The organism is Paenibacillus chitinolyticus, from assembly GCF_045038035.1.
GTDB classification, from domain to species: Bacteria; Bacillota; Bacilli; order Paenibacillales; family NBRC-103111; genus Paenibacillus_F; species Paenibacillus_F chitinolyticus_A.
On the sequence record NZ_CP173427.1, the window covers coordinates 166,625 to 179,606 of the forward strand.

At 53.8% G+C, this 12,982-nt stretch carries 7 protein-coding genes and 1 pseudogene; all 8 read right to left on the reverse strand.

Annotated features, from left to right (window positions below; genetic code table 11):
- Positions 1 to 85: 85 nt before the first annotated feature.
- Entirely contained in the window at positions 86 to 1,963 is a 1,878-nt protein-coding gene (locus tag ACI48J_RS00740; protein ID WP_405081245.1) for an ABC transporter ATP-binding protein, read from the reverse strand.
- On the reverse strand, positions 1,953 to 3,629 hold the full coding sequence (locus tag ACI48J_RS00745) for an ABC transporter ATP-binding protein (RefSeq protein ID WP_405083291.1): 1,677 nt from the start codon (positions 3,627 to 3,629) through the stop codon (positions 1,953 to 1,955). The genes ACI48J_RS00740 and ACI48J_RS00745 overlap by 11 nt, the downstream gene beginning before the upstream one ends.
- Before the next feature lie 90 nt (positions 3,630 to 3,719).
- On the reverse strand, positions 3,720 to 4,166 hold the full coding sequence (locus tag ACI48J_RS00750) for a MarR family winged helix-turn-helix transcriptional regulator (RefSeq protein ID WP_405081247.1): 447 nt from the start codon (positions 4,164 to 4,166) through the stop codon (positions 3,720 to 3,722).
- A 149-nt stretch (positions 4,167 to 4,315) separates the two neighbouring features.
- Positions 4,316 to 6,460: a YhgE/Pip family protein gene (locus ACI48J_RS00755; RefSeq protein WP_405081249.1), complete on the reverse strand. Its 2,145-nt coding sequence runs from the start codon at positions 6,458 to 6,460 to the stop codon at positions 4,316 to 4,318.
- A gap of 273 nt (positions 6,461 to 6,733) precedes the next feature.
- The gene (locus ACI48J_RS00760; protein ID WP_326056104.1) at positions 6,734 to 8,089 is read right to left on the reverse strand and encodes a dicarboxylate/amino acid:cation symporter; all 1,356 of its coding nucleotides are present in this window, start codon (positions 8,087 to 8,089) and stop codon (positions 6,734 to 6,736) included.
- 715 nt (positions 8,090 to 8,804) lie between these two features.
- Positions 8,805 to 9,899, reverse strand: a complete 1,095-nt coding sequence (locus ACI48J_RS00765) for a Ger(x)C family spore germination protein (protein WP_405081250.1) — start codon at positions 9,897 to 9,899, stop codon at positions 8,805 to 8,807.
- Positions 9,896 to 10,938 (reverse strand): annotated as a pseudogene (locus ACI48J_RS00770) (GerAB/ArcD/ProY family transporter). The gene ACI48J_RS00765 and the pseudogene ACI48J_RS00770 overlap by 4 nt, the downstream one beginning before the upstream one ends.
- 50 nt (positions 10,939 to 10,988) lie before the next feature.
- Entirely contained in the window at positions 10,989 to 12,410 is a 1,422-nt protein-coding gene (locus ACI48J_RS00775) for a spore germination protein (RefSeq protein ID WP_405081252.1), read from the reverse strand.
- Positions 12,411 to 12,982 lie beyond the last annotated feature (572 nt).

The following is a 12,982-nucleotide window of genomic DNA, read 5'->3' on the forward strand; positions in this document are numbered from 1 at the left end:
TTTGTTCGTTTACTTGGCTCTGCGAAAAAACCTCCGGTCTCACTTCCCTAAGTGAGCCGGAGGTTTTTTTGTCGTGCTTTGCGGGTTACACCACGTCGCGGAATTGGCTGCTGTACAACTCGTAATAGAACCCTCTGGCGGCCAAAAGCTCTTCGTGCGTCCCGCGTTCGAGAATCTTTCCTCCGTTCAGGACGAGGATAAGATCGGCGTCGCGTATCGTACTGAGACGGTGCGCAATGACGAAGCTGGTCCGCCCTTTCATCAGCAGGTTCATCGCCTCCTGGATATGCATCTCCGTCCGGGTATCGACGCTGCTGGTAGCTTCGTCCAGAACGAGGACGGCCGGATCGGCGAGAATGGCGCGGGCAATCGTGATCAGCTGCCGCTGGCCGTGGCTGAGATTGCCGCCTTCGGAGGACATCAGCGTGCAGTAGCCTTGAGGAAGCTTGCGGATGAAGCTGTCGGCGTTCGCCAGTCTGGCCGCAGCCTCGACTTCCTCGTCGGTGGCGTCCAGCCGCCCGTACCGGATGTTCTCGCGGAGTGTATCCGAGAACAGGTAGGCGTCCTGGAGAACGATACCGAGCTGGCCGCGGAGGCTGTCCTTGTCGAGCTCCCGGATATCGGTTCCGTCGATCCGGATCTCCCCTCCGTCAATCTCATAGAACCGGGTGAGCAGGTTGACGATGGTCGTTTTGCCGGCTCCGGTCGGTCCCACAAGAGCAATCGTATCCCCCGGCTTCGCGATAAAGGAGATATCCGTAAGAATAGGGGAACCCGGTTTGTAAGAGAAGGAGACATCCTCGAAAACAACTTCGCCCGCCACATTCAAAGGGCGGCCGTCAGCGGAGCTGCCCTTTTTCTGCTGCGGGGTGTCCGGATACTCCGTTGTCGCATCGAGCACTTCGAATACCCGCTCGGCGCCGGCAATCCCGGACTGGATCAGATTGTACTGATTCGCCAGATCGTTGATCGGGCGCGTGAACTGCTTGGAATAATTCAGGAAGCTGACGATGACCCCGAGAGTCGTCCAGCCGCTGATCACGAGCCATCCGCCGATTGCGGCGATAAGAGCGAAGCTGAAGTTGTTGACCACGTTGTTGAAGGGGCCTACCATGCCCGAATAGATCTGAGCCTTCGTCCCGGCTTCCCGCAGCTCGGCGTTGATCTCTTTGAAACGGGCAGCTGTCTGGCGTTCCCGGCGCAGCACTTGAACGACTTTCTGGCCCGATATCGTTTCCTGGATAAATCCGTTCAGCTCTCCCAGGCTTTTCTGCTGGCCCTTGAAATGAGTGCGGGTCCGCCGGGAGATCTGTCCGGTTAAATAAATGGTCACCGGCACGGAAAGAAGCGTGACCAGCGTGAGCCAGATATTCATGGTCAGCATGAGCACAAGCGAGCCTGCAATCGTAATCACACTGGTCATGAGCTGAATGACACTTTGATTTAACGTGTTCGAGACGTTCTCGATATCGTTGGTCGTGCGGCTCATCAGCTCTCCGTGCGTCCGGCTGTCGAAGAAATTCAGCGGCAGCTTCTGGAGATGGGCGAATATGTCATGGCGCAGATTCTGCACCGTGCGTTGAGAGACGGCGGCCATTACGTACGTCTGAAACCAGGTCATTACGGAACTGAACAGATAAATGCCGAGCAGAAGAAGGCACAGTTTCAGAAGGCCGCCGTAATCCCGCGGCAGAATGTAGTCATCGACGGCCCGTCCGAGCAGGTAAGGGGCGATCAGCCCGGCGCCGGCACTGAGCACGGTCAGCAGGACGACCGCGGCCAGTCCCTTGCGCTGGCGTCCGAGATACCGGCTCAGCCTGCCGAGTGTAGCGCCCGTGTTCTTGGCGCGTACTTTCTGCGTCATGCGCGGGCCCCCGGGACCCGGACCCCGGCCGGCAGGACCGCCTAAGCCCATCGGGGGTTCCGGTGCGGAGGAACCGTTATCGTGGGGTTTATGCGCCATGGATGACTTCCTCCCTTCCCTGTTGGGATTTGTAAATGTCCCGGTAAACGGGGCTTCCCGCCAGCAGCTCGGCGTGGGTGCCCTTGGCGGCGATACGGCCGTCTTCCAGCACAAGAATCTGATCGGCGTCGACGACCGACGAGATGCGCTGTGCGATAAGCAGGCACGTACTGTGCGCCATCCGCTCTTTCAGCGCCTGCTGGATGCGGGCCTCGGTCGCCAGGTCCACCGCGCTCGTGGAATCGTCGAGGATGAGGACCGCAGGCCGGACCAGCAAGGCTCGGGCGATGGAGATGCGCTGCTTCTGGCCCCCGGAGAGATTGACGCCTCTCTGGCCGAGGAGGGTGTCGTAGCCTTCCGGCAGACCGGCGATAAACGCATGAATCTCGGCCGCGCGGGCTGCCGCTTCGATTTCCTCCTGCGTGGCGTCCGGCTTGCCGTAGGATATATTTTCGCGGATGGTGCCGCTGAACAGGATGGCCTGCTGGAGCACCATCCCTACACGGCTGCGCAGGTGCGCCAGAGCGATGTCCTTCACGTCCGTTCCGTCAATAAGGACGCGCCCGGCCGCCGGGTCGTACAAGCGCGGAATGAGATGGACGAGGGAGGTCTTGCCGGAGCCCGTCGCGCCCAGAATGGCCAGCGTTTGGCCCGGTTCGACCGTGAAGCTGATGTCTCTCAAGGCCAGCTCTTTGCCGTCTTCGTCGTAAGCGAAAGAAACGCGGTCGAAGACGATGCGGCCCTCACCTATGGCATTGGCGGAAGCGCCCGGTTTGTCCGCGATTTCCGGCTCTGCTTCGAGCACTTCATTGATACGCCCGGCGGAAGCTCTCGCTCTCGTAACAAACATCATCATCATGCCTACGGTAAGCAGGGAAGTGAGGACCTGGGTTACATAGTTGAGAAAGGCGATAAGGTCGCCTACGGGAAAAGAAAGATTCCAAGTCTGGGCGCCGCCGTACCAGAGTACGGCTACCAGACTGACGTTCATGATGAACGTCATAATGGGGGCGTTCAAAGCGATCGTCCGCGCCGCCTTCAGGGCGATATCCGTGAAATCCCGGTTTGCTTCGCCGAAGCGTTTGCGTTCGAAGTCGGAACGTACGAAAGCCTTCACCACACGGATTCCGCTCAGATTTTCCTGAAGGACCGTATTCACCCGGTCGAGTTTTTCCTGAACCTTCAAGAAGAGGGGCTGGGACACGCGGATGAGCAAATACAGCACGAGAAAAAGAACGGGAATGGCCGCGGCCAGAATCAAAGCAAGCCGCGGATTCAGCATAAACGACATAATAACGCCGCCTATGGCGAGAAAAGGCGCCCTGACGAGGACCCGCAGGGTCATCTGAACCAGGGTCTGAACCTGCACGATGTCTCCGGTCAACCGCGTAATGAGCGACCCCGATTTGAACTTGTCCAGATTCCGGAAAGAGAATGTCTGGGTTTTCCGGAATAGATCGTCCCGCAGATCGGCGCCGAAATTTTGCGAAGCGATGCTGGAGTATACGGTGCATCCGGCCCCGCCGATCAGACCGACCAAGGCCACGCCGAGCATAAGCAGGCCGGTGTTTCGTATCGTGGCGAGATCCCCGGCCGCTACGCCTTGATTTACGATGTCGGCCATCAGCTTGGGCTGGAGCAGGTCCATGTAGACTTCGAGAAGCATCAGAAGCGGAGCGAGAACGGCCGCTTTCCAGTAAGGTTTTAAATATCGGCTCAAAGCTAACAGAGCGGTCACCTCCTATTAATTTGCCGGCTAATCGAATTGTTCCTCGATATCTTTCAAATTTTCATACATTTGGAGCAGAAGGCGGCGGAAAAGAAGCTTCTCTTCCGTCAGAAAGCCCTTCAGGCACGTTTCCTCGATTTCGCGGAGGGCTTTTTTCACGGCGGTCGTTGCCTGATGCCCTTTATCGGTCAGATAGACGCGCGATACCCGCTGGTCCTTGCTGTCGGCTCCGCGCCGGAGAAGTCCGATTTTCTCCATCCGGGTAATCATGACGGTAAGCGTGGCGGGCTTTACGCGCATTTGGGCGGCCAGTTCATGCTGGCTCTGGCCGTCTCTCTCGGACAAGCGGATCAGCAGAGGCGGCTGCCCCGGGTAGACCTCGTAATTCTGCAGCAGCTCGTGCAGGTGGCGGCGGTGAAGCTTGAATACCCGAGACAAGATCTGCATGACGGAATCCGATTGGTAAATATCCATGATGGCTTCTGTTCCTTCCTCTAATAGTTAGTCGGCTAATGATTAGTGTACGGGCATTTCCGAAACGGGTCAATGGACAGAATCCTTGAAAATAACTGTCTCGGGTATACATGTGAAAAAAAGACCTGCCCGAAGGCAGGTCCCGCTTTCTAATGAATAAGCTTGCTTTCTTTGGCGCGGCTTACGAATTTGGCGCTGGATTTGTTGATCACTTTTTTAAGCGCCAGTCCGATCAGCAGGGTGATGCCGATATAAACGGCCATCATGATCAAGTCTTCCATAATAATGTCCCAAAGGATGCCTCCGACGGCTTCCCGCATCATGCTGATCCCGTACGTGAAGGGCAGATAAGGGTGAATCGCCTGGAAGAACGGAGGAGTCACCTGGATCGGGAACGTACCCCCGGAACCTGCCAGCTGCAGTACGAGAAGCACGATGGCCATCGCTTTGCCGACATTGCCGAATACGGAGACGAGCGTGTACACAATGAGCATAAAGACCGCGCTGAGCACCATTCCGAACAGGACAAACCACAGTTTGTCGACGACATAGGTTTTCAGGATGAACATATCACCCAGCGTGACCATTAGAGACTGCATAACGGCCAGTGTACCGAACGTCAAATAGCGGCCGAAAAATACCTGGTAGCTCTTGTAGCCCGGCTCGTGCACTTCTACCGTCAGCAGCGACACGAGAAGCAGAGCGCCTACCCACAGGGAAAGCGTCGTAAAGAACGGCGACATGGCCGAACCATAATTCGGAATCGGGAACAGCTTGTTTTCTTTGAGCTGTACCGGCTCCGCGAAGAACTCGCTTTCCTTCTCGAAGTTGTTTTTCAGAAGGTCGATCAGCTCCGTCAGGTTGCCTTCCTTCTCGAAGGCGCGGATTTTATCGGCCAGATCCTTGATTCTCGTCTCTACCTCCGGTAGGCGGGCCTGGATCTCTTTGAGCTCCTTGTCCCCGACGGCCAGTCCTTTCGCCGCATCCCCGAGAATTTTCTGCAGATCGGGGATGCTTTTAACCGCTTCGCTCAGCACGGTATGGGCGTTCTGGGCGGTTTTCTTCGCCTTGGCGATTCCTTGGAGAATCTGCGGCTGGATTTCGCTGTCGTACCGGCCCAGAATGTCGCCGATGAAGCCGGCCGCTTCCTTCGAGAGACGGTTCAGGTTGTCGACCAGCTCCTGCGCCGGTTTCTCGCCTTTGTCGATCGCGTCTCTGATTTTGCCGACCGTGGTCAACTGCTGCTGGAAGCGGTCCTTGACCGACTTCAGCCGGTCGATCACAAACGGCATCACTTTGCCGCCGGTGTACTTGTTCAGCTGTTCGAACAAGCCGATCATCCGGTCCGTCACATCAACCGCGACCGTGAGACGCTGAGAGGCCCGGTCGAGAGCGGCCTTGGCGACGGCTGGGTCGAAGTTGGCGTCCTTCAGAATGCCGGTCAGCTCCTGCGTGGCCGTCGCCGTCTGCTGGAGCAGCAGGAGGTCCTGCTTGATGTTCGGACCGAGCGCTTCGACGGCTTCCGAGCCTTTGCCGAGGAAGTCGCCCAGCTTGTTGGTGAATTCCTCCCCGTCTTTGGCAAGCTGGGTAACGATCGGCAGGTTATCCTGCGCTTTTTTCACAATGTCATTCGACTTATGTACATCGTCCAGTGCGACGCCGACAGCTTGATTGAGCTCGGGGAACACCGTTTCGAGTTTGAAAACGAGCGTTTTCACTTTCTCGATCGTCGGCAGTTCATTTTCAAGCTCGACGCCGATCTCATTGAAGATCTGAAAGATCGTTCCGTTGGCCACTTTGATAAAGTTGCGGCTGACTTCGTCGATGACGCCCGTGGCCCCTTTGGACGTGATTTTCGGCGAGACGGCGTTGATTTTCTCGTTCACGTAGTAGAGAATGTCCGCTTTTTGCGGATCATCGGTCAGCACGGTAGCGATTTTGGCTGAAAAATCGGCGGGAATGATAATGCTGGCGTAATACTCCCCGTGGTTGACGCCTTTCATCGCTTCTTTCTCGTCGACGAAGGTCCAGCCGATCTTTTCGTTTTTTTTGAGCGAGGCTACGATTTCGTTCCCCAGATTCAGCTGTTTGCCGCGCAGCGTGGCCCCCTCGTCGTTATTGGCGACCGCGATGGCAATGCCCCCGGTCTGACCGTAGGGATCCCAGGAAGCTTCGATATTAAACCACGCGTAAAGCGAGGGCAGAAATACAAGTCCCAAAATAATGACAGCGGCCACCCAATTGGTCGCGATGTTTCGGATGTCACGGGCGTAGATGGACCCAATTTTTCTCATAAGCGTTTCTGTGTCTCCTGTCTCCATACAGAGTTGATGTTAGTATTGCTTAGCTGCCTCCCAGACATACCCATTATCGGTCGAAGGCTCCCTCTTTTGTATATTTAAACAGGGAATCACGATGTTAACAACTCCGGGCGGGTTTTGCAAGCAGGGAAGAGGAACACAGGGGGCAAAAAAGAACAAGGTGGAGGCTGTCCTCTCTCGATTTCATGCGATATGGACAAATAAAAAAAAGAGCAGACCGGAGTCTGCCCTACATTAACGTCCCGCTTAAGCCGGGTTCAATTCCAATTCGTCTTCTTCGTCGCGGTCGAAGGACGCGCGGTCGAATTCGCCTTCGGAGTTGGCCACGATCAGCGTGGACACCGTAGTACCCGTCGCGTTCACAGCCGTACGGCCCATGTCGACGATGGCGTCGATAGCGAGGGTCAGGCCCAGACCCTCGAGCGGCAGACCGAGAGCGGTCAGAACGACCGTCGTCGAGATGGCAGCCGGTCCGGGAACGCCGGCAACGCCGACGGAGGAGATCATGCTGACGAGCACGATCAGAATGTAATCGGACACGGTCAGCGGAATGTGGTAGACGCCTGCCACGAAGATCGCAACGACAGCGGGCCATACGCCGCCGCAGCCGTTCATGTTGATCGTCGCGCCGAGTGGAGCCACGAAGCTGGCGATACGCGGAGATACGCGCAGTCTTTTCGTCAGGACTTCCAGGTTAACCGGAAGTGTCGCGTAGCTGCTGCGGGTCGTGAAAGCAACGGCAATCGTCGGGTAAGCCTTGCGGAAGAACTTGAACGGGTTGACCTTGGCTACGAACGTAACCAGACCGCCGAACGTAATGATGAAGTGAAGCAGAAGCGCGGTGTACGTGGCCAGAATAAGCATGATCAGCGGCTTAAGGGTATCCACGCCGTATTTGGCGGCCATAGCCGCGATCAGCGCGTATACGCCGTATGGAGTCAGGCGGATGACGTACTTGATCACCTGGTGAAGCACTTGAGCCAGCGAAGCGATCAGGTCCTTCACGGGTTTGACGGCGTCGGGCTTCTTAGAACCGATATGGACGATGGCAACGGCGACGAAGATCGCGAAGACCAGAACCGGAACGACTTTGCCGGTCGCCATTTCATTGAAAGGATTCGACGGGACGAGATCCAGGATAACCTGGGAGAACGTCGGGATTTCTTTCGGTTTGAAATCTTTAAGCGTGCCTTGCGGAATACCGGAACCCGGATCGAACACGAGTGCGACGAGCAGCCCGATCAAGGCCGCGACACCGGTTGTCGCCAGGAACAGCCCGATCGTTTTCAGCCCGATTTTGCGGAGCTGTCCGAGGTTGGAAAGACCGGCGATGCTGTTGATGACGAGCACGACTACGAGCGGAATCACCATCATTTTGATGAGATTGACGTAGATCGTACCGATCGTGCTGACGCTTTTGGCATCGATTTTGAAGGTGTTGAAAATGAACCCTACGATAAGACCGACGCCCAGACCGATCAGGACGCGGTAGCCGAAACTGACGCGTTTTTTGGCTAAGAAATAAAGAAAGCCGATAATGACCAGAGAAACAACCAGGGAAATCCAGTTGGTCTCGAAGGCTTTGATCAAGTTGTTATTCATGGAGCCTGTTCCCCCTTAATGCTCATAAGTTTAGTCGGGATTGATGATATGTATCGTACTACCGGATCTCCTAAACGTCAAGCGTCAATTTCTAAGTTGTTTTTCAAATCTATGTGAAGCTTCATCGGAATAGAAGAGGGGGGCAGGGCTGCGTGCGGTGGAAAATATTTTGCGGCGGCTTCGGGAAGAGGTGACTGTGAAGCGGAGTGAATTTGGAGGGACGATGCGTGGACAGGCGGCATACCGTGTTGAACTTCTAGATTTCCTTGCATCTTTTGTAAAAAAATTCTAGCTTCCATTATAATGAAGAAAAGAGTTCAAAGGAGACGGTCGGCATGTCCTTTATAGGGACCGGTAAGCGCGCTGCTCGGTCTGCTTGTCCAGTCGCCGGGAGCGTCCGCGTGTGAATCGGGAGCCGGTTCCCCGGAGAAGGCGCCCAAGAAGACCGCCGATGAGGCCGGCAAGGAACACACGGCAGCCGCAATGAACGCCGCCATTGTACTGCCCGAAGGCGCTGCTTTACAGGAGCGGTTCAAAGTGCCGCAAGGATGAGAGCGCACGGAGTCCGAGCCGGGAAGCTTTGCGGCGTTTTATTTTAAAACCATCCGGCATGATTGACGCTTTCCGTAAGACTGTACCGAAACGCCCGGCCCCGGCCGCCTGCCGCCCCGGAGGGCCGGATCGGGCGCTTGTCCTAAAGCTCTCCCTGGCATGCTTATTTCAGCAGTTGAAGACCGGTATTCCTCATCTTGGAATTGATGTGAAATTCGATTGCTGCGTCCCGGTACATCTCCGGCCATTTTTCATATTCCTCGGAACTCAGAAGACTCCGATATCGGTTGCCGAATCCGAATATATCGGATTTCTTAAGCTGTGTGTCCTGAAACACCTTCTTGGCCCTCCGTTCCAGCACCGCGTTAACCGAATTTTCGATTTCTGCGGAGCTTATTTGAGCAGCCTTGGAAGAATCTATTAGCGTTAACGATAAAGAAGTATGGATGCGGATATGCGGCTTTCCCGCTATTAGCTTGGTCGTAATCCGTGTCTTGTTGTTTCGGATCGACACATTCGCTCCCTCGACGGTTTCGATTTCGAAATCGCTCATTTTCCGGAAAATAATTTCGTAGATTAACGTTTCCTCCGGAGTAAGGATGCCAACCTGTTTATCGTCTTCAAAATACGCGTTTCCTTTCAATTTGAACATATTCACCTGACTCTGAGTGAGCAGGGGCACGATATTCTCCTGCAAAGGATTGTAGATCCGGCTGAATAAGCTCCAGAGCGGAACTCTGTTTTTCTCGGGAGTCCCCCCTGCATAAGGTTCAAAAAAAAGCTTCGCGTAGGTCCCTGATACTTCTCCGCCGGGGTTGGATTTCGTGAAAATCGGTTCCATACTGCCCGAAACGAGAGCAACGAGTGTATTTAGCGGAACAAGGCGGTCCCGGACTGCAAATTCCAAGTAGGCAAGCAGTCCTTTTTTGGCCAGATCCTCATCCACGAATATAGCCCGGGTTTCCGATAAATCGAGCGCTTTGGGCAGCTTTGAACGAAGTTCGTCCAGTGCTTCCACGACCGTATCTCCTTTCTGCCGGGACGAAAAAAAGTCCTTGCTTATTCCGCCGCTTCCCGACTGTGACGTAACGGGTACCGGAAACCTCACCCATAGCTCCACCTTATGATCTTCCGTTTGTTCGATCCCGATTACCGCGGCGATCATTCGGTTGTCCACGTCTTTTACGTCCCAGCAGCCTTGCAGGATGGAGCACACCAAGACAATCCCCGCAAGTTTGGACCATTGGGCCAGTTTCATGATTCCCTGCTCTTCCCTTCCCGGATTCGAGATTTTAAAAGAACGGCCAGCGGAAATATAAACATGACATACAATCGGAGCGGAGTATCCCACACGACGGCTCTTTCAATCCAGTGCCATGAAGGAATCACAAGAGCTGTGCCGTATGTGAGTATGCCGATGCACACATACACCCATTTTCTTCGCCATTTGGGAAACAATGCTTGAACTCCAACCCCGAGGCAATTTATCATCATCGCGACCGTTAAAATAACATACAGAATGGAGACCGAAATAAAGATGGCCGTCAAATTTTCAAAAACAAGCCCGTACTTGCTGATGGAATCCATCTTGGATATATAGGGGAATGTCAGGCTTTTGCTCAGTTCCGGACCGAAAGTCAGAATGGGCAAATAGACCGCACCGAATATTAAAGGGAGAAAAATCGCAGCCGCTGCGGCATAAGCTTTCCAGAGTTGTCCGGGCTTTTTCGTGTATTTGCCGCAAACGGCGAAATAAACAAAGCCTGCCCATATATATGAGGCGGCATAAAAAGTCGGGCTATGTAAAAAATCCCCGTTACAGCGGAGCCACGGTCTTCCAAGCTCCGGCTGGATATCGCTCAGGCCAACAATCGTCAGCCCAATCGATAAAGGTACGGACACGATCGTAAAAACACCGGCCGTACGAACGATGGATTTAAACCCGCCGGACGCCAAAACAGGGAAACAAACAGAAATGCGTTCAAAAACCATTGAGGAGTGGCATGCAGCATGGTCATGGAAATGATTTCGGCATGCGCGCGAATCATCAGCACAATCGTGTTCCAGGCAAATGCCATGAGAGGCAGATGAAACAGAAGGATACCGATCCTGCCGAATTCTTGTTTACTGACGGCATAAGCATCGCTGCCCGGTTTCTTCGCCAGCATACGAGTGAAAATCCATGCGCCGGCTAACCCGAGAAGGAACCAGGCAACGACGGGGATCCAGTAGCTCCGGCTTGTGGATTGAATAATATAATAAGGATACAAGAAAAAGGATGTACCCCCGAATACCATCAATTGCAGGATCACATATTGTCTGAAGGAAATCGTCAGGGACGCTGTTGTCAAGTTTTCGGCCTCCTCTCTTTCCAAGAGTAAACCAGGGATCGCAACGAATATCGGTGAGGAGATCCGCCGGCATTGATTGCTTTGGACCTGTTTCGGGCTCCCGGTCCTAGGGGCGTCAGGAAAGATACGCCGAAGGATTCGATACGCGAAAGGACGATAACGAGGCAGGCAAAACAAATCACGATGCCGAGTACGCCTGCTATTCCCGCTCCCGTAAGCATGAAGTACTTTAATATCCGCTGAATTAGGCCCATCTGGTAATCGACCACGATAAAATTCGTAATAGCCGTCGTTGCGGCGACGATCACAAGCAAATTGCTGACGATATTCGCCTGAATAACGGCTTGTCCCAGTACGACCCCGCCTACCATCGTAACGGTCGAGCTGATCGATTTGGGAAGACGCACCCCGGCCTCCACGATAAAATCGAGGATAAACAGCATCAGCATCGTTTCGATAAAAACGGGGTAAGGCACCCCTTCCCTGCTGGCTGCCGCAGCCAGGCTGATTTCCAATCGATTGATGTCGACGTTCACAGAGGTGAGCGCCACATAATACGCCGGCAGGAACAAGTTAACCACCAGAGCCGTAAAGCGCAGGCCTCGCAAAAAAAAGGCAACGAACGGCGATAAATAGTGATCCTCGTCGGAATGCCAAAAGTCTACAAAAGCCGCCGGCGCGATTAGCGAGAAAGGTGTGCCGTCCAGGATCACCACGACTTTGCCGTTCAATAAGGCGGCTGCGGCGCGATCGGGCCGCTCCGATGAAAGTGCAACCGGGTATAAATACAAACCCGCATTGCTGTTCAGCAGTTTGAGAAGCTCTCCGGTATCCTGGATACCGTCAATCCGGATAGCGGCAATTTTCTCGCAGAATTGCCGTACCAGACCGGCATCCGTTATTCCTTCCATATAGAATACGCCTACTTTGGTGCGGGAAATGTCACCGACCGTGCTTTCCCATATTTTCAGGCGGGATGTTTTTAACCGTTGACGGAGCAGTGCGGCATTGGTTTGGTAGTTTTCGTTAAAAGCATACATCGGTCCCCGGATAACGTTCTCCGTTTGAGGCGAGTGTACCCCGCTGCTCTGCGTGTGGCCCGTCTCAAGAATGATACCGGCGGCGGAGTCGGAAAGACACAACACCGTTTTGCCGCTGCAGACCGATCTTTCGCAGGCCGCAAAGGTACCGCTCGTAAATTTGGAGCCGCTGAAGCTTTCCAGTACCGTATCGAGTTCGGGTCGCTCCATCCACTCAATCTGAAACCGGAAATGATCCGAACCGATTAAAGTCGATAAATAACAGAGATAAACTTCTCTGCCGTTCAATTCTCCGATACATACCGCTTCAAAGTCGGCCGCTTCCCCGAAAGCTTCCCGGAGTTTGGAAAGCAGACTGACTGAAAACGGACGCTTCAAGCATTTGAAAAATTTTGGAGCCGATGAGATTTCCTTAACACCTCAAGCTAATTATCCCTTGACAGTGAAAAGTATGCGGGGCTGACGTGATGGAATAGTCCGTTGGGTCAATTTTAATTGTTCCCGGCAGCACGGCGGACGGCAAAGAAGCGGTAGGCCGACTGCCGCTTCTGTGAAATTTTTTTATTACGGGCCTGGCCGCTACGTGAAATTCTCTCTTTCTTTTACATGCTATGTAAGCAATGAAGAATGGAACTTATGAACAAAAGTATAAACAAATCTCCCTGTAAAAGGCTGAAAGTCATAAGCCGCTTGACTGGAAGTAAACCTATAGTCTTAAAAGAGAGGCTCTTTATCGCAAATTACATATTATGGATAATTATAATTCTTATTAGTTTCTAGCCCTATTACTCCATGAAAGAAAATACTTTTATTTTTATGGGCTTATCCTGCCGTCCTGGAAATCCCTTTGCCACTGAGACTTGCGAACTACGCTATAGCCAGCCTAAAACAGCCGGAAACCCATCTATTACGGGAATTTTTTGTCTTACCCCTTACATCCATTTCTCCTT

Excerpts from the sequence above, each read along its gene's own strand:
- ACI48J_RS00740 (WP_405081245.1), bottom strand. The coding sequence starts at position 1,963 with ATGGCGCATAAACCCCACGATAACGGTTCCTCCGCACCGGAACCCCCG.
- ACI48J_RS00745 (WP_405083291.1), bottom strand. The coding sequence starts at position 3,629 with ATGCTTCTCGAAGTCTACATGGACCTGCTCCAGCCCAAGCTGATGGCC.
- ACI48J_RS00750 (WP_405081247.1), bottom strand. The coding sequence starts at position 4,166 with ATGGATATTTACCAATCGGATTCCGTCATGCAGATCTTGTCTCGGGTA.
- ACI48J_RS00755 (WP_405081249.1), bottom strand. The coding sequence starts at position 6,460 with ATGAGAAAAATTGGGTCCATCTACGCCCGTGACATCCGAAACATCGCG.
- ACI48J_RS00760 (WP_326056104.1), bottom strand. The coding sequence starts at position 8,089 with ATGAATAACAACTTGATCAAAGCCTTCGAGACCAACTGGATTTCCCTG.
- ACI48J_RS00765 (WP_405081250.1), bottom strand. The coding sequence starts at position 9,899 with ATGAAACTGGCCCAATGGTCCAAACTTGCGGGGATTGTCTTGGTGTGC.